The sequence below is a fragment of the Trichlorobacter thiogenes genome (assembly GCF_900167465.1).
GTDB classification, from domain to species: domain Bacteria; phylum Desulfobacterota; class Desulfuromonadia; order Geobacterales; family Pseudopelobacteraceae; genus Trichlorobacter; species Trichlorobacter thiogenes.
The window spans coordinates 89,495-110,872 of the sequence record NZ_FUWR01000001.1 but is presented as its reverse complement, the minus strand read 5'-3'; the positions used below and the strand labels follow the sequence as shown (position 1 = coordinate 110,872).

Below are 21,378 nucleotides of genomic sequence, written 5' to 3'. Positions count from 1 at the left end.
GACCATGACAGAATTGACTGGAAAAACTGTTGTATTGGGGGTCACCGGCGGCATCGCCGTCTACAAGGCGGTGGAACTGCTGCGGCTGCTGACCAAGGCTGGTGCCGAGGTGCATGTCATTATGACTAAGGCCGCAACGGAATTTGTGACGCCGCTTACCTTTCAGACCCTGTCCGGTAATCCGGTCTCAACAGAGCTGTTCAATCTGTATCAAGAACGGGAGATTGGCCATATCTCGTTGGCTGATCGGGCGGACCTACTGCTGATCGCACCGGCCACCGCCAACGTGATCGGAAAGATAGCCCATGGCATTGCCGATGATCTGCTGACCACAACGGTCATGGCCACCAAGGCGCCGGTGCTGCTGGCTCCGGCCATGAATGTAAATATGTATCAGAATCCGCTCTACCAGGAGAACGAAGCCCGCTTGCGGCGGCATGGCTACCACTTTGTTGATGCTGAAAGCGGCAGCCTGGCCTGTGGCTGGGAGGGGAGCGGGCGGCTGGCCCAGCCGGGACGGATCTTTGATCAGGCCTGTGCCTTGCTCAGCCAGCAGGATCTGGCCGGCGAGACCGTGCTAGTGACCGCAGGACCGACCCAGGAGGAGCTGGATCCGGTGCGTTATATCAGTAATCATTCCTCAGGCAAGATGGGCTATGCACTGGCACAGGCAGCCCGTCACCGTGGGGCAAAGGTGATTCTGGTCAGCGGCCCTACCTGCCTGGAACCACCGCCAGGGCTTGAACTGGTACGGGTGGTGTCGGCTCGCCAGATGTATGAGGCGGTGATGACCCGTGCGGAAGGATGTAGCGTGGTGATCAAGGCCGCAGCTGTAGCAGATTACCGCCCCTTGCTGCGTAATGGCGATAAACTAAAGAAAAAAGATGATAATCTGACACTGGAGTTGGCAAAGAATCCCGATATTCTGTCTCAACTTGGTCAGTTGAATCCTCGGCCGTTGCTGGTGGGGTTTGCCGCAGAAACCACAGATCTGCAGAACAATGCCGCAGCCAAACTGGCGGCCAAGAATCTTGATATGATTGTGGCTAACGATGTCAGTCAGGAAGGGGCGGGCTTCAATGTGTCCACCAATATCGCCCGGCTGTTGTATCGGGATGGCCGGGTGGAACCGCTTGAGTTGATGCCCAAGACCCGACTGGCAGAACTGATTCTGGATCGTGTGGGGCAGTTACTGCAGAATAAAGGGCGTGCTTGATTCGTGGCAGGCCCCTTTCAGGATCGCCAGTAGTTCAGGATGGTGGATTGATCGCTGTAAGGTCGGCTTGATGAACTCAACCCGCTCCATCCCTTCTTCACGGGTAAATCGACCGCTTTTGTAGAGAAAACGCAGGTGGCGGCGCATCTCCTGGGCAACTTCCAGGGCAGCCTCTCCCGTAGGGTCAGCCGACCAGCAGAAGGATTCCTCGCCGTGGATCAGCAGGTCCATCACCACTTCCATGGTATCTTTCAGATACTCTTGACGGTCTTCAAAGGTTAGGCTGTGCTGACTGCGGGTGGAAAGTGCCTTGATCAGCAGTTGCCAGCGCTCAAGCCGTGAAAGCAGCAGAATAGAGTTAAAGATCCGCTTGTTGTTGCCAAAGGAAAACAGGGTCGGGGCCATGACGTGGCGCAGCAGGGCATCATCATGGGGGAGCCCGGCCCGGCAGATCTCCTGGGCCCGCTCCCAGATCTGCGGCTCAACAAATGCCTCAAAGCGCAGTTCCCAGTAGGTGTGCCGCAGGGCGATGGTTGAGAAGGAGCGGATGGTCTTGTACGGCACATAGTAGTTGTGGGCCACCACATCAGCTGCCAGGTGGCAGAGATAGCCGTAGGCGCAGGCCCGTTGCGGATCATCCTGGGCAGATTGCAGTAGTCGTGCCCCAATCCGCCAGCGGTGGCAGTTCAGCAGGTAGTGGGTATGTTTCTTGCCTACAATGATGTCGGCAGCCAGACAACCGTAGAGAAAGTCATTGGCATAGCTTCCCAACAGGGTTGCAAGCTGCGTCGGTAACTGCTGGAGTCGGGACAGCACGTCAAGGCCGATCACCAGATGGGTGCCACCACCCCAGGCAAAACTGAGGGCGGGAAAGAGTAGAATCAAGAGAGATGTCAGAAGCAACAGAGGCATGGTTTCAGCATACTGCAGGATGAAGCTAAAAGCAAAGATGAGGTTTGTACCATGAACAGGTTGCACCCCCAGACCATGTACGCTTCGGTGCGAGAATACCTGCAGGAGCTTGAAGAGAGCGGTGTTGACGGGTTGCCGTTGGAAACAGTGCAGCAGGCTGAACTGCCCGGCGACCGGGAGCCTCTACGGCAGCAGCCAGCGCAGGTGCCAGCAGCCAGACCTCAGACCCTTGCTGAACTCTGTCAGAGGATCGGTGATTGCCAGCGTTGTGATCTTTGCCACGGGCGTACCAACCTGGTCTTTGGGGCAGGCTATGAAAAGGCCCGACTGGTGTTTGTGGGAGAAGCGCCCGGCGCAGATGAGGACCGGCAGGGGCAGCCGTTTGTGGGGGAGGCAGGTCAGGTCTTGACCCGGCTGATTGAGGCGATGGGGTTAAAGCGCGCCCAGGTCTATATCTGCAATGTGCTTAAGTGCCGACCGCCAGCTAACCGTAATCCACATAAAGATGAAATTGCCACCTGTTCGCCGTTTCTGACGCAGCAGCTGCAGATCATCAAGCCAGAGGTGATTGTGGCCCTGGGTACCTTTGCAGCCCAGACCCTGCTGAACAGCAAAGAGCCTATCTCCCGGATGCGGGGGCAGTTCCACAGCTGGCACGGTATCCCGGTGATGCCTACCTTTCATCCTTCGTTCCTGCTGCATAACAAGGAAAACAAGCAGCATTACTGGGATGTCTGGAGCGATATGGAGCAAGTGCTGCACAAATTAAAACTACCGGTGCCAGAGAAAAAGAAAAAAGCTTAAATCCACCTGCGGACCACAAAATGTGCTGATTTGCCAGCACCGGCAGGCCAGCTGTTGGCTGGTCTGCGCTGTTTCAGTAGCTGCTTCAACCGCGTTTCCAGCGGGGTTGTCACAACGCCGTCCCTCCCCCCGCTACAGTTCAGAATACTCTCTACTGCTGTTTTTTGATCCAGTACAATGATGACATGCCCTTTCCAGACGATCAGATCAAGTGGGCGCAGCTGCTGTAGCAATTCCTGGATGTTTTTCCCTTCAATGGCAACTTGCTTGCCAAAATCCACCAGTTGCTCGGTATTGCGGGGCGTATAGCCATCGGTAGCCTCGTACAGCAGTCCTGAACAGTCCAGCCCGGCAAACTGTGGCTGTCCAGCCAGTGTCACGCCGTTACGCAGGTTACCACCCCATACATAGGGTAGTCCCACTGCACTGCGCAGCTGTTGCATAATTTTTGCTGCTTCAGGCAGCTGCGGTTTGCGCTCGGGTGGTGTATCCAATTGCGGTGTCAACAGCTCTGCCGCAACATACAACTGGGTGCCGGACGGTGCCTGATAGTCATTGGTCCGTACCTGCAGTACACCAGGAATGCCAGTTGGAACAGCAACTACCTCAAATACCGTGCCGGGCAGGGCGATAAACTCTAGCTGCCGCATTTGACCGCAGTGATCTTTGCGCAGTTTTGTCTGAGGTCCGGCTGATTGCGGGTTGTTAAACACCGGGGTTGGTTTTCGGGCAATCGCAAAGCGGGGGGACTCTGCAGTGGCAAGCGATAGTGGCCAGAGGAGGCAGATAGCTACGAGTATGCTTAGACAACGTGGGATCATGACGGCTTTTTACCTCCAACTACTTCGGCAACCAACAGCTTCTGCTGCGGTGTCAGGCGTGGCGAAAGGGCCAGGTTCTTGACCACAGAGCGGGGTAGTCGTGGTAGAAACAGGGTAAACCAGATGGCTGGTGTGCGGGGATTTTTCAGGATCGCCTGCTGTAATTCCGGGCGGTGTTGCCAACGGTTGTGCCGGGCGATCTGGGAGATGGTCTCGGCAGTGGCAGCAGCAGAGTTGATAAACTGATGCAGCGCACCTTCCTTCAGGTGAGGATTATCAAGGCAGGCTGCCACTACTTGCGGTTGTCCCTCTTTCAGTAGCGCCTCTGCAATGGCTGCAGTGCCTCTACGGGCCAGAGTCAATTTATTGCCTAAAGGCTGGGTGGGAACACGTTGGATGATAGCCCGTTCAGCTGCCGTCTTCTGGTCCTGTGGCACTCCCGGTGTAGAGCAGATTTTAAGTAGATCAAATAGATACAGTCTGGGCAGCAGCGTACTGACAATATGGGCCGGTGTTTCGGCATGTTGAACCAGGGCAAAAAGTACCTGATAGTTAGCGGCTGGGGGCTCATGCTGCTGGTGCAGCAGGGTAAACAGATCCGGGTGCAGGCCGGTGTGGCGTAGTAACGCCAGCAGGTGGGCTTCATCCAGGGCCGGATTGCGCAAGGCGGCCCGCAGGATGTCCGGTGTGGGGCGCTCCATCAGGCTGAACAGCTCTTCCTTGCTGCCGTTCAGCCCGCGCTGTATCAGCCGGAGATCATCAAAGGCCGTATCGGTAACCTGAGGGTTCATAATCATTCAGTCCAGTTGCGAGTGAGGATACTGCATGGTACAACAGTGATCAAGCTTTTCACCACTAGCAGGCTGTTGAAAAACTATTGTGGAGCCCGTCTACGGCGTTGCGCGGTGCTCGCTTCTTCGTCTAACTGTCTGTTATGCCTCAGCCGCTGCGCTCCGTGCGCCTTGTAGCCGTGCTTCCTCATAACGTTTTTCACAACCTGCTAGTATCTCGGATGGAGTGCTGATGGAGCTGTTTGGAGAACAGGTAGCCCAACCGGAACTAAGTTGTGACCAGCTCGAGGCAATCCTTGTGCTGCTGGCTCAACAGACCGGCCTGCCACTGTTCGATGCCTATAAAGAATCCTGTGTCAAGAGGCGTGTTGTTGCCCGGATCAGGCGCAGTGGCTGTCTGGATGTAGAACAGTATCTGCGCTATCTTCAGCAAGATGCCGGAGAGCGGGAGCGGCTGGTTACGTCACTGTCAATTCATGTTAGCCAGTTTTTCAGGAATCCCACCCTGTTTGAAACGTTACAAACGGTCGTGCTGCCTGCGCTTGTGCAGCGCACTGCTGGTCGTCCGCTGCGGATCTGGAGTGTCGGTTGTTCTGCCGGAGAAGAACCGTATTCTCTGGCCATACTGCTTGTAGAATCATTTGGTGAGCAGGTGGCGGGGGAGCAGTTTGAGATTCTGGCAACGGATATCGACCGTCGTACGCTGGCTCAGGCAGAACAGGCACTGTATGACGCAGATCCAACGCTGCGTGGTGTCTCTGCTGCACGTAGAGAGCGGTTTTTTACAGAGCAGGATGGTTCCTTCAAACTTTGCCCTGCAGTGCAGCAGTTGGTCCGGTTCAGGCAGATGGACCTGCAACTGGTTGCTGACTACCCTCAGGCAGACCTGGTGCTGTGTCGTAACACCCTGATTTACTTTAATCGTCCGGCCCAGGAAAAAATTCTGCAGGCGCTTGCGGATATTTTGCCGCAGGATGGTATACTGGTACTCGGCAAATCAGAAAGCATGCCGGCTCCTTTGCGGGCCAGGTTTGCCACCCTTGATCCAACAGAAAGAATTTACTCTCGCAGATGAGGAGATGACCATGCGGGTACCCTTGGGGTATAAATTTATCCTCGGCTTTGTTGCCGTTGTGGCAGTGGTGGCCTTTGCACCGCCGGTTGTATCGGCACTGGGTTATTCTCCCGGAGTTACCCAGTTTTTGACCATCGTGGTGGCCCTGACGGTGGGGCTGATCATGGGCTGGCTTTTTTCACGAAGATTTGCCCGCAATATCAGTATGCTGACGGAATCTGCCCATGAGGTCAGCCAGGGGGATCTCTCCTGTGATATTCAGCTGCCACCCACCAGTATGCCGGATGAAACCCATGAACTGACCGCTGCCATTAACCAGATGATTCAGAATCTGCGGGATCTGGTGGGGCATATCCGTGGCAGCTCAGCGAAACTGGCAGGGGCCTCCAAGGAGATTAACGGTACCGCCGTGGAGATCAGCGCCTCTACTGAAGAGGTGGCCCGGGCCATTGAGCAGATCTCCCATGGCGCTGAGACCCAGGCTGAACTGGTGGAGCGTAGCTCCCGTATTATCAAGGAAACCGCCATCTCGATCGAGCTGATTGCATCCAGGGCGCGGGAAAGCTCCCGCTGTGCCCGTGAAACCAGCCAGACCGCCCAACGTGGTTCTGATCTGGCCGGTGATGCCCTGCTGCTGATGAAGGATTTTTTTGAACGAATTGAGACGCTTAGCGCCCGTTTTGATCAGCTGAATACGCGCCTGCAGCGGGTGGGCAAGGTTGCTGATTTTATTGGAGAGGTGGCCCGTCAGACCAATCTGCTGGCCCTGAATGCCTCGATTGAGGCGGTGCGGGCCGGTGAGTACGGTAAAGGCTTTGCTGTGGTGGCAGATGAGGTGCGGAAACTGGCTGACAGCACCTCTCATTCTGCCGGAGAGATTACCGACCTGATCGTGACTCTGCGGGATGAGAGCCAGAAGGTACATGAAAGTCTGTTGGAAAGTTCCCGCACTATCCGTGAGGGTAAAAAGAATGTTGATATTACGGCGGGTGCCTTTGCTGAGATTATCGCCAGTGTGCAGGAGACCGAGCGACGGGCCAACAGCATTGCCGACCTCTCCCAGATGCAGCTTGAGAGTTCCGGCAAGATGGTACATGCCGTTGATGAGATCGCCAAGGTGGCTGATGATAATGCCGCTGCCACGGAAGAGGTCTCGGCTGCAACGGAAGAACAGCTGGCTGCCATGCAGGATATGGCCCTGGCAACCAGAGAGTTGACTCAGCTGGCCGATGAGCTGGAGCGACTTGTGCGGCGTTTTACGTTGGAAGAGCCGGTTGAACTGGTGGAAACAGCATGAGTGAGGTGCGTCGTTTCCTACTGATGCAGGCCGGTAGCAGAAGATACGCACTAGCGCTTGAACAGGTGGCAGAGGTCAGTGAGCTACGAACCCTGTCACCGGTACCCCGCGCCCCGGTCTGGTGTCTTGGTGCTACCCGCTCTGCCGGGGTGGTGGCAGCCGTGATAGACCTTGCCTGGTATCTGGGGGAAGAACCGGAACCGGCACCGGAGAAACTGGTGGTACTGGACCAGCGTCTGGGGGGACTGGCACTACAGGTTGGCCAGATTTCCAGCGTCATGCTGGAAGCACCGGTCAGGCTTGAGCAGGACAGCTATGGCACCTGGCTGATGACGTCTGACACAAAGGCGGAACTGCTGGATGCGGTGGAGTTAATTCAGGAGATCTCAGCCGCCATGGCCCGCTAGAACGGAACGGTCTTTTTTGTACTGAGCACACCAATTTTCAAAATGTCTTGTCACACTCAGTACAAAAAATCCTCGTTCCTAACATCCTCTGTTTTTTGCAGCCAGACGTGTAATATCCCCCACCAACGCCTCAATATCGCTCTGCTCGGTTGCCCATGAACACATCAGACGGGCACCTCCTGCTCCGATAAAACTGTAGAAATGCCATCCCAGCCGATGCAGCGATTCGATCAAGACCTGCGGTATGCTGACAAAGACTGCATTGGCCTGAACCGGAAACATAAGCTCTACCTGTGGTATCCCCAGAAGCTGCTCTGCCAGAATTTGGGCGCAGTGATTTGCGTGGGTTGCCCGTTTGAGCCATGCATTATTTCGCAGCATCCCGCTCCATGGCGCTGCCAGAAAGCGCATCTTTGAGGCTAGCTGTCCGGCCTGTTTACAGCGATAATCAAACTCTTCCGCCAGATCTTTCTTGAAGAAAACAACCGCCTCTCCCACAGCCATGCCGTTTTTTGCGCCACCCAGACAGAGAACATCTACCCCTGCCCGCCAGCTGATATCGCCAGGGTGACAGCCCAATGAGGCAACGGCATTGGCAAAACGGGCGCCATCCATCTGCAGGCGCAGCCCATGCTGTCTGGCAAATGCACCTGCTGCAGCCACCTCTGTCGGGCTGTAGACGGTGCCCAATTCTGTGGCCTGTGTCAGGCAGAGTACCCGTGGTTTGGGATAGTGGATGTCAGAGCGCCGTGTAATCAGATGCTCGACAGCAGTAAGGTCAAGTTTGCCGTCGGCCCCTGGGGCAGGCAGGATCTTGGTGCCGTTGGAGAAAAACTCAGGGGCTCCGCATTCATCCGTTTCAATATGGGCCAGCTCATGGCAGATCACACTGTGGTAGGACTGGCAGAGCGAGGCCAGGGCCAGTGAGTTGGCTGCTGTGCCGTTAAAGACGAAAAACACCTGACAGTCGGTTTCAAAGGTATCCCGAATCAGGCTGCAGGCTTGAGCGGTCCAGGGATCGTCACCATAGGAGCTGACAAAGCCGGAATTAGCCTCTGCCATGGCCTGCCAGGCCTCTGGGCAGACCCCGGCGTAGTTGTCACTGGCAAATGCAAGATAGTTGGGCACGGTATGCCTCCAAACTGATGCAGATTGCAGCATCAATTGATGAATTAATAATCACATCTGCCGGACGCAGTGCGTTTAAGTGCATCAGGTCCTCATTGATCTTGTTTGTAACACATTGTAATCAAATGCAAAATAACTGCAACTGAATTTGTGCTCATTGTTGGCACGCTTACTGTTACAGCAATGTCAATAACGGCGCATTTAAAACCGCTTTACGCAGGTGCCAATCATCCCATAGGAGGAATAATTATGAAATCAGTTCGCAGCATGATCCTGGCAGCAGCCCTGACCCTTACCTGTGCATCAGCAGCCCTGGCAACACCATCCACTCAGGTCTGGATTCCATCCCCTGATGTGAAAGGGTTTAAAGAAGTTAACTTTGGTATCGATTATTATGGTAGATTTTCATCCAAGGCAGATGCGGGTCCCAATTACTATGATGCTGGTGTAACAGTTGGAGTTTCTCCCTTTGAAAATTTGAAGCTTGAGATCGGAGTTGATTATCTGACCACTAGTTTGCAAAACGATAATGCCTATGATGCACACCCAATCTATTTTAATGCCAAGATGGGGACACCTGAAGACGCCTTTGGCATTAAGGGAATGCCTGCATTCGCAGTAGGTATCTATAATATGGGTACCTTCGACAAGCCTGAATTTGCTGTTTCTACGCGGCAGAATATTGTCTATGGTCTGGTAGGCAAGACCCTGCCGGTGATCGGTCGACTCTCAGCTGGCGGTTATTATGGAGCTAAACGTGCTTTGGCAACAGGGTTTAACCCCGACAATAATAACGTTGGAATGTTGGCATCCTGGGATCGGTCCATGACTGAAATTTCAGACAAACTCTGGCTGGCCGTAGATTATATGAGTGGCAACAATGCCAACGGAGCGCTATCTGTAGGTGGCTCTTGGGCATTCAGCAAGAACGTGTCGCTGCTGGTTGGCACGGTATTCTTCAACCCCTTCTACAAGCCCTCTGGTGCTGGCGACCTGCCTGGCGGCAAGCCTGCCTTCACCACCCAGCTGGATATCAACTTCTAAGATTTAAAGACCATCGAATATGAACCGAAACGGGGAGCCTTGTGCTCCCCGTTTTAATTTATGTTGTCTCACGTCTGGGCAGGTAGCAGAGATCGGTACAGCTGAGTCAGTAAATCTGCTTCCCGTTGGGGAGAATACTGTGCCAGAACATGTTGCTGTGCTTGAGCTGCAACCGTAGTGCGTAGCGTCGGATGAGCCATAAGCTGGCTGATCAGGTCGCGTAACTCCTCTCCATCCAGAAACAGCCAGCCGGTTTCTCCGTGGCGGATCAGTGAGCGGTTGCCGGGCACATCCCGGGCCAGCACCGGTTTACCCATGACCATCGCTTCCAGCAGGGCATTGGCCATGCCGCCTTCAAACTGTGAACAGTTCAGGACAAGGTCTGCTGCAGCATAGAGTGCCCCCATCGATTGATGCGGTACCTCACCCAGGAGCTTGACCCACGGCAGCTTTGCGGCCTGTGCGTGAATGGTGGCGGCATACTGTTGGTCAAGCTCGCCGCCTGCTATCCAAAGCTGTATCCGGGGGTGTTCAAGGGCAAGCGGGGTAAGCTGCTCAATGGCACTGGCAATCCCTTTAACCGGTCGTAGCGCAGCAGGCAACAGGATTACGAAACTATTCGAGGGTTTTTCAGCAGGTATCGTCTCCTGAAACGGCTCTACCCCTTGGGGAATGACGTGCAGTTTAGGGGATATCTGTGGAAAGGCCTGTTTAGCCAGCCCTGCAACCAGTGGATCAAAGCAGGTGACAGCTGCTGCGTCGTGGAGAGCCAGCTTGGTTTCTGTATGGTCGCGTAGGGCAGGGTCAAACAGATCGCTGCCGGTCAGGGTGATCAGGTAGGGCAGGCCAAGCTGTTGGGCCGTAGTGCGGGTCAGTGGACCGGCATGAAAGGCATGGAAACCGTGCAGCAGGGTTGGTGGCGTTGCGACCAGATTTTGCAGACGTAAGGGCAGATCAGTTGCATCAAGGGATATCAGGTCAGTCTGGAGGCCATGTATCTGCAGGTGACGGGCAATACGCTGCACGCTGGTAATGTTGCCTCTGGTGGGGCCTTGGGAAAAGGGGCAGAAAAGTGCAATACGCATGGTGACATTATGGCGATTGATGCAGGCTGATGCAAGGGGGAAAACCGCCTTGCCTGTGTCTTGGCCATCTGGTATTCTGCCACCCCTATGAAGATAATTATCCTTGGCAGCGGAACCTCTACCGGGGTTCCCATGGTTGGCTGCAGCTGTCCGGTCTGCAGTTCTTCCGACCCCCGTGATCGTCGCAGCAGGGCATCGCTGCTGATTTGTCATGGGAATAAAAACATCCTGGTGGATACCTCCACCGACCTGCGCAGCCAGATGTTACGGGTAGAAGTGTCCCAGATTGACGCGGTGCTGTTTACTCATGCCCATGCTGACCATGTGAACGGCATTGATGATCTGCGCGGGTTTCATTTTCTGCATCGCCAGGTGGTTCCCTGCTACGCCTGCCCGCCTACCATGGAGCGTTTGCAGAAAGGGTTTGGCTATATTTTTCAGCAAGATGAAGGGGCGACCCACCCGCCCTTGCTGGAGCCTCATCCGATGAACGGCCCTTTTGATCTATTCGGATTACCGGTTATTCCAATTCCGCTGGAACATGGTGCCGGTGTTTCCTGCGGTTACCGGATCGGTTCTTTTGCCTATTTAACCGATTGCAGCGCTATTCCGTCTGCGTCACTTGCATTGTTGCAGGGAGTTGTTACAGTAGTGATTGACGGCCTGCGCTGGTCATCGCATCCCTTTCACTTTAATATTGAAGGGGCTATTGCTGCGATGCGTCAGTTGCAGGTCAGGCGGACGATACTTACCCACCTGACCCATGAGGTGAGTCACGCAGAAGGGCAGAAATTGCCGGGTGGTGTAGAGTTTGCCTATGATGGTATGGTGATTGATCTGTAGTGCCAATTCGGTATCAGGGTGCTGACTTTTTGATCTGAAATTGGATGGGGGAATCATGCAGAAGGACATACGCCTCCACGGGCAGTTGGCCAACGGGATAGAGTACTTTGTGTTGGTGGTTGGCACTGAGGCCTACCAACGCTACTTCTTTAATATTGTTCAGGAAGAAGATGAGCTGAGGATCTTTTCACCCGGCAATGAGTTTATTCTGGGGCAAAAAGGGATCAGTTTTGAAGGCAATGGTGGCCATTTCTGCGAATATATGTTCGGGGTGGAACAACCAACCTCTGACCTGACCAAGACCGAGATCATCAACCGTCTGGTTATGAATGGTGCCTGCCTTGAAGAGGAGGGTGGCGCTCTCCACTTCAGTGAGCAAACCAGCGGACATCAATCCTATGATACCGTCTTTTTTGAGGGCAATGCGGTTTGTAACTACTTCTTTTCTGTTCATTCTCCCAAACTTTCCCGTAAGTTGGGTGAGCAACAGCAGGAGTTGGTCCGCCTGCTGGGTAAGACCCTGAAGCGGACTCCGGCAGTTGGTGAAGAACGGGATGATCTGCTGGTTGATGAACTGTTCCCACTGCTGCAGGATGAAGGCGCCCAACTGTTTATTGTCAAGCTGATCAACACCCATCACAAGGCCTACCGGGATCTGTTCCGTTCCCTCTATTTCCGTTCCAAGAAGATTGCTGACGATGATTTTGCCCGCTTAACGAGTCTGGCAACTGCCCGTCAGATCGACCGTTACCAGCAGGAACGGATGCGGATTGATGTGATGTACCGTCATCCCCTGAACCGCCGGATTGTTGATGAGTACCGCAGTATTTTGATTGGCTGTACTGCCAGGGGCGAGATCAGCACCCTGGAAAATGCCCGTTTGAACCGATTGAAGGCGCTTTCCGTGCGAAACAAGATACCCGGCGCTCTCTTTTTTACGTTGGATGAACTGCTCAAAAAAGGGCGTGATTTGAAGGAGGCCACTGAAGAGGCCGACTATATCGCCCAGACCCGCCAGATTCTGGAAGGATTCTTCCTGCATCAGAGTGAGATTGACAGCTCTATTGACCGTGACGATATGTTGATTTTGATAAAGGCAAAAAAATGGGCCATAGCAGCACGTGACCATCATTTTGATCACCTGATGCTTGATTTTAGTCGTGAATGTGATGAAAAAATCAGAGATGGTGCTGATCCAGCCCTGTTGGAAGGCTTTTCCTATGTCATTACCTATCTTGATCGTCTGGACAGCACCCTGTCGCTGATCGGGCAGCTGGCCTTTATGGAAAATGTGCGGATAACCGAAGAGATGCTGCAGGGGCTGCTGGAGCATCGGGCTGCCTTTGAAAACCTGCACCCCGGCTGTTTTGAAGAGCTGTTTGCGAAAGAGCTGTTTGATAACCCGTATTTGGGGCGTTTTGGCCGGACAAAAATGACGATTCTGCTGGAGGGGCTGCCTCTGGTTCAGGCAGAGATGCAAGGGATTGAAGAGCTTCAAAAACGCTTGATCGCGGTTGATCAGGAAGAACGACTCTATCTGATGGTGCTGGAGCTGGTACGTCATCGGGTGCGCAATTTCTATTCAAGCTACGCTACCAAGGCCGAGCAGGATGTCCTGCGCCGCGAGGTGCTTGAAGAGCTGAAGGCCCGCAAGAAACTGGCTGTAAACCTGCCTGATCACGTCTTTCAGGAAACGGTTACCACCATACAGAAGGAAGCGGTCTATCTGCAGTCCCTGCTGCCAACCATCATCGCCGAGAAAAACGCGGTCCTACGGGAGGATTTCCTGGCCAATGCCGGTCTGGATCGTTTTTACGTGGAGGAGTTGGAGCGGGAGTACTATGAGCAGAATGGGTTGGATCTGGAGGAGATGTATCAAATCAGGCAAGGTTTATAGGTACGAGTTTTTCATCCTCCCAGCAGGCCATGGGCCTTGCCGTCTGATTCCCCCAGCCTTTTGAGAAACGAACCAAATTCATCGGCGGTTACCGGTCGTGACAGGTAGTAGCCCTGCATGGTGTCACAGCTGCGCTGGTGCATGAACTCCATCTGCTCACTATGCTCAATCCCCTCGGCAACAACGGTCAGGTTCATACTGTGGGCCAGGGCAATAATCGCCTCGGCAATGGTGGCGTCGTTGTGGTCGCGGGTGACGTGCTTGACGAATGAACGGTCGATTTTGAGACGGTCGATCGGAAAGTGTTTCAGGTGCGACAAGGATGAGTAGCCGGTACCAAAGTCGTCGATTGAGAGCGTAATCCCCATCTTTTTAAGCTGCCGAAGGGTCAGGATCGCCTCTTCCGGGTTTTCCATCACCGCACTCTCGGTTAGTTCAAGCTCAAGAAATTCAGGATTGAAGCCGGTTTCCTCCAGTATTTTCTCTATGCGCGTCCCCAGATTCTTTTGCCTGAATTGACGTGCCGAGACGTTCACTGCTATCCGTATGGGCGGGTGTCCTTCCTGCTGCCAGCGTACCCCCTGCCGACAGGCCTCAGCCAGCACCCACTCACCAAGGGGGACGATCAGGCCGGTCTCTTCTGCAATCGGAATAAAATTATTGGGGGGGACAATGCCCAGGTCAGGATGCCGCCATCTGATCAGCGCTTCAATTCCTGCTACATGACCGGAATTAAGCTCCATCTGGGGTTGATAGGCCAGGAAAAACTCTTCCCGTTCCAAAGCCCGCCGCATGGTGTTTTCCAGCAAGAGCCGCTCTGTTGCCCGCATGTTCAGCTCAGGCGAGAAGAAGTGACAGGTGTTGCGGCCTGCCTCTTTTGCCTGATACATGGCCATATCAGCATTTTTCAAGAGCTCTTCAGCATCGCGTCCATCCCGTGGATAGATCGAAATCCCGATGCTGGAAGAGGAGTAGACCTCATGTTCTTCAATTCGGTACGGCTCTGCCAGCTGCTCAAGGATTTTCATAATCACGCTGCCCACTGCATGGTCATTTTCCAGGGCAGAGATCAGTACCACAAATTCGTCGCCACCCAGCCGGGCTACCGTGTCTGATGAGCGGACGCAGTCAAGCAGCCGATTGCCCACCTGCTTTAAAAGCGCGTCACCAATGGCATGTCCCAGCGAGTCGTTAATCGCCTTAAAACGGTCCAGATCAAGGAACAGGATTGCCACACCCTGATTGTCCCGCTCAGCACGATTGATCGCCAGTTGCAGCCGGTCATACAGCAGGGTCCGGTTGGGCAGACCGGTGACCGGATCGTGGTAGGCCAGCTTTTCGATGGTGGTTTCAGCCTCTTTGCGGTCGGTAATATCACGGCCCATACCGACAATCGCTTCTGGTTGGCCTGCCGGACTCATAATGCACCGCAGGGCCCAGCCGATCCAGCGCTTTCCTTCCACTGTCTGGGATAGGTACTCACGGTAGTAGCTGGTGTCATGGCAGATCATCCGCTCAAAGCCGGTACTGTGTGAAAGCTGCTCGGCCGGCAGAATGACCGGCATCAGCGGTTTACCAAGTAGCTCCTCTTCTGTCTGGCCAAAGAGTTTGCAGAATGAGGGGCTGACAAAGCGCAGGATGCCGTCCATGTCAATCTTGATTACCAGATCCGCCTGGTTTTCCACCAACATCCGGTAGCGTTCTTCGCTTTCCTTGAGCTTGTTTTCAACCTGCTTACGTCTGCTGATATCGACAAAACTTTCCAACAGGTGTTCACGGCCATCCAGCACTACCCGGCTGACGGTCTTGATTACGGATAGCCTGCTACCATCGGCCCGGATCAGGTCCCGTTCCTCATTGTCCAGTGTCTGGTGCAGGTCGGTAAAGGGGCACTGTCCTTCCTCATTGGGGCAGATAAAGCGATGACACGATGTCCCGATCATCTCTTCCCTGGTTCTTCCCAGGCTGGAGGCGGCTATTTCATTGACATCAACAATCCGGTGGTTTTGGGGGTCAATCACCAGGATGCCGGTGTGGACTGAGTCAACAATGGTCTTAAGGCGGGCCTCTGTCTCTCTTAGCACCCGTTCTGCTTGCAGACGTTCCAATTCAGATGCAGCCCGTGCCGCAAAAATCTGCAGCATGGATGCTGCCAGATGGCTCTCACGGATCGGGCGCCGACTAAAGACCGCCATTGGTCCCATGGTGGTCTTGTGTGAGCTGATCAGGGGGATGCCGATGTAACTTTCAACCCCCATTTCAAGGGCAAGGTGATCAAGGGGGAACAGCTCGGGAACCCCCTGAGGGTAAATCTTCAGGCCGTTGGCCAACACCTGTTCGCAGGGGGTGTCAAGCAGCGGAAAGGTAAAGTTTGCATGTATGGCGCCGTCGGCAGCAACTGCAACAGTCTGAATGGTGGTCCGCTCGGTGTCCACGAACTCGCCGATGAAGGCAAAGTCTGCATCCAGCGCCTTTGCCAGGTGGAGCACCAGAAACTGGAAAAAACGCTCGCCGGTTGCCTCGGAGACCCCTTCCACCAGCTGGCGCAGGCCATCTTCTATCAGGTGCAGCTTGGAAAGGTCGTTGATGGTTACCAGCAGCAGGTCGTCAGTGCTGGTTTTCAGGGGTTTGATGCTGATCAGAATAAAGGAATGACTGTTGGTGGTGTTGATCAGGCTTTTTTCCGCCTGATGGCAATCAGTGCCTTGGAAACGGTAGATCTCAAGCTCATCCATAATCCAGCAGGGAGCAAGGGTGAAATCTGCCTGGGGGGTGATCCCTTCCAGTGTCTCCAGCAAGGTTGTTGCCGGAGCGTTGGCATGCAGGATGATGCCGTTCTGCCTGAGAAGCAGGATCGGTGTCGGGAGTGCTTCAACTACCTGTATATAGCTGCCTGAAGCCTGCGTCATAGGTGCCTCCTGATGCTAAAGACATACTAGACGCTGGAGGGTGGGCTGTCAATCGGATGCTCGCCGGTTCAAGGTGCCAATGCAATCGGTAAGGCCACGTTGTTCTGGCCGGAAGCAAGCAGGCTGGTCAGATCAGGGGCAGGCAGAGGGCGGCTGAAAAGAAAGCCCTGGGATGTTGTGCAGCCCCAGTTGTGGAGCATGGTGCACTGATCACGGTATTCAACCCCTTCGGCCACTGCCTCCAGATGCAGGCGGTGGGCCATGGCAATGATCGCTTCGACAATGGCACCGTCTTCAGGGCTGCGGGTCAGGTCGTTGATAAAGGAACGATCGATTTTAAGGCGGTCAATGGGGAAATGTTTCAGGTGGCTGAGTGATGAATAGCCGGTGCCGAAGTCATCTATGGCCAGGCTGATACCACGACGTTTCAGTGCCTTGAGCAGAGCAGCGGCTTCGTCGGGGTTGTCCATCAGGGTGGTTTCGGTCAGCTCAAGCTCTAAGGTTTTGGGGTCGCAACCGGTTTCCTGAAGAATCGTATCAATCATCGGCATCAGCCCCCGCTGCTGAAATTGGCGTGGCGAGATATTAACCGCCATCCGCAGCTGGCGATGACCTGCCCGTTGCCAGGCCTTTGCCTGGTGGCAGGCTGTTCGCAACACCCATTCTCCCAGCGGGATAATCAGCCCGGTGTCTTCGGCGATGCTTATAAAAAGGCCGGGCTGTAACAGGCCAAGTTGGGGATGATTCCAGCGTACCAGCGCTTCAACGCCGGTGATAGCGCCGGTGGCGTTATCGATCTGCGGTTGGTAATCCAGAAACAGTTCCTGATTTTCGATGGCCCGGCGCAGCGCCTGCTCAAGCTGCATCCGTTGCACCATTTTTTCGTTATGATCCGGTGAAAAGAACTTGAAGGTACCGCGGCCACATTCCTTTGCCTGATACATGGCAATGTCGGCATGTTTAAGCAGGGTATCCACATCGGTACCGTCTGCGGGAAAGAGGGCAACCCCGACGCTGACGCCGCTATACAGCTCATGTCCGCCCAGCTGGAACGGATGGCTCATGGCGTTGATGATTTTGGATGCCACGGAGCCGGCCTGACTGCATTTGACAAGGCTGCTCAGGATAATTACAAACTCATCGCCACCAATCCTGGCAACCGTGTCAGTGGCGCGAACGCAGCTATTCAGACGGCGGCTGACCTCTTGCAGCAGCAGGTCGCCAATCTGGTGTCCAAAGGCATCGTTTACATGTTTAAAACGATCAAGATCGAGGAAAAGTACGGCCAGTGACGAACCATTGCGACTGGATAACGTGATGGCCTGGGATAGTCGGTCATGGAGCAGGCTGCGGTTGGGTAGGCCGGTCAGGGTGTCGTAATGGGCAAGCTGAAGTATCTCTTTTTCAGCCTTTTTTCGGTCGGTTATGTCTCGTCCAATGCCGACAATGGCTTCGATCTTGCCTTTCTCGTCCACCACTCCTTTCATGGCCCAGCCGATCCAGCGGGGGCCGTCCAGGGTTTGGGAGTTGATCTCGTAATAACAGGATGTCGGGTAGCAATCCAGTCGCTTCATCGCCTCTTTCATCATGCCTTGGCCGCTATTGTTGATGATCGGGCAGAGCTCCCTGCCCACCAGATGCTCTTCATCAATGCCAAACACCATGCAGAATGAGGGGCTGGCAAACTGCAGTCTGCCGTCGGTATCAACCCTGACCACCAGATCACTTTGGTGCTCAACCAGCATACGGTAGCGTTCTTCGCTTAGTCGCAAGGCCTGTTCGGCCCGCTTGTGTCGGCTGATATCGTGCAGCGTGATCAGGATGCCGCTCTGTTGTTTGTCCTGGTCAAGACGGGTCAGGGTGAATTGAATATGGCGATCGTCTGTGTCCAGTTGCAGACAATGCTCAAAGGTGTGTTCATCTTTTTGATGTTTCAGGAATCTGTCTATTTCAACGGCAAGCCAATCCGGCGGGGTGCAGCTTACGCCGTCTGAGAGCGGGATGCAGGTGGGGAGGATTTTGTAGGCGGCCTTGTTGGCAAAGGCGAAATGCCCGTGCGTGTCCAGTATGATTACAGGGGCCGGTATGGCTGAAAATACCTGTTTGTAGGGTGTGGTGGTGTTGAACATGGCTGAACCCTTTTAACGTATAATCAGTCCAACGGGGATAGAGCGAGATGATGATATGTGCGAATCATAGTATTTAAATATTGTAATGAAGTCAACCTTTAGCCGGTTATTTGACGCTGTTTTTGTTGTCATGTTCTGGCTGAGTATGTCATATGTATTCCGCGTGTTAAAAAACAACTCAGGAGGGTGGCGATGCCACAAGACGAGTTTCTGCAGGCGCTACTTTTAAAGATTGAAAACTACGGCAAGGAGAATCAGACCGAGCTGTTGTATGTTCTGGCCGAAGGCGTCCGTCTGATCACTGGTGTTGAACTGGCCAGAATCTACCTGGAGGATCTGATCTCCGGTGCATTGACCTGTGCCTTTGCCAGCGGGCCAAACGGGGCAGAGCTGCGTGAAGTGGCTTTTCCGATTATTACCCAGGATGCTGTCGTTTCCCGGGTGTTTATCAGTCAGTATCCGTCAGGCTTCCGAACCGGTGATCACTCTGCAGGGGCACTTGATAATGCGGTTGCCGTGCGTTTTGGTCTTGTGGTCAGCAGTTGTCTGCCGTTGGTCAGTCGTGGCCGCTCCATCGGTGTGCTCTGTATTGACAGCGTCGATGGTGATCTGGTGCTGCCGGGCAAGGTTAAATCACGTCTGGCGGATTTTATCCAGCAGGTAACAGAACGTCTGGATGAAGCGCGCAGCTACCATCAGCAGGTACAGTTGGCCCGCCGACTTGAAGAATCAAAAAAGAGAGAGGCAGCTGGCCAGATGGTGCGCTCTGCCGTACGTCTGGTTGAGAAAGTGGCGCTTGCTTCGGTGTTGACACCGGTAGTCTCCCGTGACGGTTCTGCAGCGTTGGAGGTGCTGGCCAGTTATGCGGAAGAACCGGCCCTGCAGATGCAGTATGACCGCCTGGGGGCGATCCTGCTGGAACCGGGTGCTTCGCTGATTTCCCGCTACGTGGATGAACAGGCCATCATCAGTGATGATCGTCTGTTAAAGCCGCTCTTTATCAATGATCTGGCTCGTCATGATCTGCAGAAGCGCGAGCTGACCGAAGAAATGTCGTTGTGCAGCCTGTATGTCGTGCCCCGTTTTGAACCCCGTAGTCGGCGGGTGATCTGTCTGCTTAACTACTTCTGCCGTGAAGAATATCGCTTTTCCGAGTTTGAGATGGGGCTTCTGCAGAGCCATGCCGAGATGGTTGCAAGTGTCGTCAGCGGAGTTGGTGGCGAGCATCTGGAGATCCGGGTGCTGTCCGAGATTACGGATCTGCTGAATGAGGGGGATGCAGCCCTGCAGCCGTTTTTGACCAAGGTGCTGGCCAAGGCAACGGAGCTGATCGGGGCAGATACCGGTAGTATTGCTCTGGTTGAAGAGCGGGACGGGCGACGCTGGCTGGTGGTGGAAGATGAGCAGGGTACGCTTGTCGGGGCCAAGAACAAGGAATGGCTAAAGAGGTACATCCCGCCTTTTCTGGTGGGGGGCAGCGAACTGGCCCCTGAAGAGCGCAGTCTGACCGGTTATGTGGCCTGGAGCCAGCAACCCAAGATTATCGGCAGTGTGGATGAAGAACGGACCGGAGAGGGATTCCACCGTTCCATGAGCGACCTGCTGAAGAGTGAGATTGCGGTGCCGGTGGTCTGCGATGGCGAGGTGATTGCGGTCATCTGTCTCAACTCATTGCGTTACAGCTATTTTACCGAGGAACATCGTCGTATCCTGCAGATTATCGGGTCACTGACGGCCCGCCACCTTTCTGACCTGCAGCGGATTGAGGGGCTGCAGGGCGAGGTGCAGCGTCTGACCACCGATGTGGGCTACAAAGATCCCCATGTTTCATCCTATCGACTGGGTAATATCATCGGGGTCAGTTCCACTTCACGGGCGGTGATTGATTTTATCAATACGGTTTCGCTGCCGCTCTTCAACAGGATCACCTTCTGGAGTAAAAACGTCATGCAGGAGGCCACCATCGGCCTGCCCTCTATTTTGATCACCGGGCCAACCGGCTCTGGTAAGGAGTTCTTTTTTAACAACCTCTATAACACCCTTAACTCACTGTACCGTCAGCAGTTGAATCCAAATAGTGAGTTGCCGGTCAAAAAAACCAATATCGCTGCCTATAGCGGTGAATTGACCTATTCAGAGCTGTTTGGACACAAAAAAGGTGCCTATACCGGGGCTTCAAGTGATCGGCGCGGTATTCTGGAAGAGTGTATGGGCGGGGTGGTGTTTCTGGATGAGATTGGCGATGCAGACCCCAAGACCCAGGTGCAATTGCTGCGCTTTCTTGATAACGGCGGCTTTGTCCGGCTGGGAGAAAATGCAGAGCGGTTTAGCCGGGTGCTGCTGGTGGCAGCCACCAACAAGGACCTGCCGGCAGAGATTGCAGCAGGGCGTTTCCGCGAAGATCTGTATCATCGCCTGGCCGAGCTTTCAATCCGCCTGCCCTCTCTGAATGAGAGGCGTGAAGATATACCGGACCTGGCGGTCCACTTTCTTGGCAAGCTGTACCGCACCTATCGTGGACAACATGATTCAGAAGAACCACCGGTGCTGGCTGAAGAGGCCAAGGCAGAGCTGGTGGTGCATCAGTATGAAGGGAACATCCGTGAATTGCGTTCAATCCTCTTGCGGGCAATGTTTTTCCGGCGTGGCAATGTCATTGGGGGTGACGCTATCCGCCAGGCAGTGAAAGGGGTTGGCCTGGGGAGCATCAGTCAGCCGGCAGATGGTCGTGAACTGGCGGTGCATCTGGCTGACACAATCATTGAGCGGATCCGGCAGGGAGGGGATTTCTGGCAGGATATCTATGAACCGTTTACCCGTAACGATATTTCACGGGATGTGGTCAGGCTGGTGGTTGAAAAGAGCCGCAGCTTTGCCGGACGGCCCCTGCCTGGGGTGGCGCGTTATCTGAGGGCGCTGTCAGATGGTATGGATGATGATGAACAGCGGAAGATGCTGTATAAATTCAAGAATTTTCTCTACAAGACGGTGCGGTTGTAGGGGCACGGTGCGCCGTGCCC

The 21,378-nt window shown here is 54.4% G+C and carries 16 protein-coding genes; 9 read left to right on the top strand and 7 right to left on the bottom strand.

The window, feature by feature from the left end; genetic code table 11:
* Positions 1-4 precede the first annotated feature (4 nt).
* Positions 5-1,216: a bifunctional phosphopantothenoylcysteine decarboxylase/phosphopantothenate--cysteine ligase CoaBC gene (coaBC, locus tag B5D39_RS00500; RefSeq protein WP_078788422.1), complete on the top strand. Its 1,212-nt coding sequence runs from the start codon at positions 5-7 to the stop codon at positions 1,214-1,216.
* Here coaBC and B5D39_RS00495 read toward each other — a convergent pair.
* Positions 1,190-2,128 (bottom strand): zinc dependent phospholipase C family protein, encoded by a 939-nt coding sequence (locus B5D39_RS00495; protein ID WP_078788421.1) that lies wholly within the window; start codon positions 2,126-2,128, stop codon positions 1,190-1,192. The genes coaBC and B5D39_RS00495 overlap by 27 nt on opposite strands.
* Positions 2,129-2,179: 51 nt before the next feature.
* Between B5D39_RS00495 and B5D39_RS00490 the strand changes: the two genes are divergently transcribed.
* Positions 2,180-2,932 carry a uracil-DNA glycosylase gene (locus B5D39_RS00490; RefSeq protein ID WP_078788420.1) on the top strand — a complete coding sequence of 251 codons (753 nt, stop codon included), beginning with the start codon at positions 2,180-2,182 and terminating at the stop codon, positions 2,930-2,932.
* On the opposite strand, the gene B5D39_RS00485 is transcribed toward B5D39_RS00490, so the two are convergent.
* Both B5D39_RS00485 and B5D39_RS00480 read right to left on the bottom strand, forming a co-directional pair.
* Complete coding sequence (locus B5D39_RS00485) at positions 2,929-3,753, bottom strand: C40 family peptidase (RefSeq protein ID WP_078788419.1); 825 nt, start codon at positions 3,751-3,753, stop codon at positions 2,929-2,931. The two genes, B5D39_RS00490 and B5D39_RS00485, sit on opposite strands and share 4 nt — an antisense overlap.
* The gene (locus tag B5D39_RS00480) at positions 3,750-4,544 is read right to left on the bottom strand and encodes a hypothetical protein (RefSeq protein WP_078788964.1); all 795 of its coding nucleotides are present in this window, start codon (positions 4,542-4,544) and stop codon (positions 3,750-3,752) included. Before B5D39_RS00480 ends, B5D39_RS00485 begins: the two co-directional genes overlap by 4 nt.
* A gap of 232 nt (positions 4,545-4,776) precedes the next feature.
* Here B5D39_RS00480 and B5D39_RS00475 point away from each other — a divergent pair, with 232 nt between their 5' ends.
* From B5D39_RS00475 to B5D39_RS00465, 3 genes are read left to right on the top strand one after another with little or no spacing between them, the layout of a single operon-like run.
* A complete protein-coding gene (locus B5D39_RS00475) occupies positions 4,777-5,619 on the top strand; it encodes a CheR family methyltransferase (RefSeq protein ID WP_078788418.1) in 843 nt (280 codons plus the stop codon).
* 10 nt (positions 5,620-5,629) lie between these two features.
* Positions 5,630-6,916, top strand: a complete 1,287-nt coding sequence (locus B5D39_RS00470) for a methyl-accepting chemotaxis protein (RefSeq protein ID WP_078788417.1) — start codon at positions 5,630-5,632, stop codon at positions 6,914-6,916.
* On the top strand, positions 6,913-7,323 hold the full coding sequence (locus tag B5D39_RS00465) for a chemotaxis protein CheW (protein WP_078788416.1): 411 nt from the start codon (positions 6,913-6,915) through the stop codon (positions 7,321-7,323). The genes B5D39_RS00470 and B5D39_RS00465 overlap by 4 nt, the downstream gene beginning before the upstream one ends.
* Before the next feature lie 78 nt (positions 7,324-7,401).
* Here B5D39_RS00465 and B5D39_RS00460 read toward each other — a convergent pair whose 3' ends face one another.
* Positions 7,402-8,484 (bottom strand): threonine aldolase family protein, encoded by a 1,083-nt coding sequence (locus tag B5D39_RS00460; RefSeq protein ID WP_078788415.1) that lies wholly within the window; start codon positions 8,482-8,484, stop codon positions 7,402-7,404.
* 216 nt (positions 8,485-8,700) lie between these two features.
* Here B5D39_RS00460 and B5D39_RS00455 point away from each other — a divergent pair, with 216 nt between their 5' ends.
* Complete coding sequence (locus B5D39_RS00455; RefSeq protein ID WP_139366631.1) at positions 8,701-9,495, top strand: hypothetical protein; 795 nt, start codon at positions 8,701-8,703, stop codon at positions 9,493-9,495.
* Positions 9,496-9,563: 68 nt separating this feature from the next.
* On the opposite strand, the gene B5D39_RS00450 is transcribed toward B5D39_RS00455, so the two are convergent.
* Positions 9,564-10,580 carry a GPMC system family 4 glycosyltransferase gene (locus B5D39_RS00450; RefSeq protein ID WP_078788414.1) on the bottom strand — a complete coding sequence of 339 codons (1,017 nt, stop codon included), beginning with the start codon at positions 10,578-10,580 and terminating at the stop codon, positions 9,564-9,566.
* An 87-nt stretch (positions 10,581-10,667) separates the two neighbouring features.
* Here B5D39_RS00450 and B5D39_RS00445 point away from each other — a divergent pair, with 87 nt between their 5' ends.
* Together B5D39_RS00445 and B5D39_RS00440 are read left to right on the top strand one after the other, a co-directional pair.
* Positions 10,668-11,423 carry a GPMC system MBL fold metallohydrolase gene (locus tag B5D39_RS00445; RefSeq protein WP_078788962.1) on the top strand — a complete coding sequence of 252 codons (756 nt, stop codon included), beginning with the start codon at positions 10,668-10,670 and terminating at the stop codon, positions 11,421-11,423.
* Positions 11,424-11,478: 55 nt separating this feature from the next.
* A complete protein-coding gene (locus tag B5D39_RS00440) occupies positions 11,479-13,320 on the top strand; it encodes a TIGR04442 family protein (RefSeq protein ID WP_078788413.1) in 1,842 nt (613 codons plus the stop codon).
* 11 nt (positions 13,321-13,331) lie between these two features.
* On the opposite strand, the gene B5D39_RS00435 is transcribed toward B5D39_RS00440, so the two are convergent.
* On the bottom strand, positions 13,332-16,229 hold the full coding sequence (locus tag B5D39_RS00435; RefSeq protein WP_078788412.1) for an EAL domain-containing protein: 2,898 nt from the start codon (positions 16,227-16,229) through the stop codon (positions 13,332-13,334).
* 68 nt (positions 16,230-16,297) lie between these two features.
* Complete coding sequence (locus B5D39_RS00430) at positions 16,298-18,358, bottom strand: sensor domain-containing protein (RefSeq protein ID WP_078788411.1); 2,061 nt, start codon at positions 18,356-18,358, stop codon at positions 16,298-16,300.
* A 192-nt stretch (positions 18,359-18,550) separates the two neighbouring features.
* On the opposite strand from B5D39_RS00430, the gene B5D39_RS00425 reads away from it, so the two are divergent.
* Positions 18,551-21,358, top strand: coding sequence for a GPMC system transcriptional regulator (locus B5D39_RS00425; RefSeq protein WP_078788410.1), 2,808 nt, complete (start codon positions 18,551-18,553; stop codon positions 21,356-21,358).
* Positions 21,359-21,378: the final 20 nt, after the last annotated feature.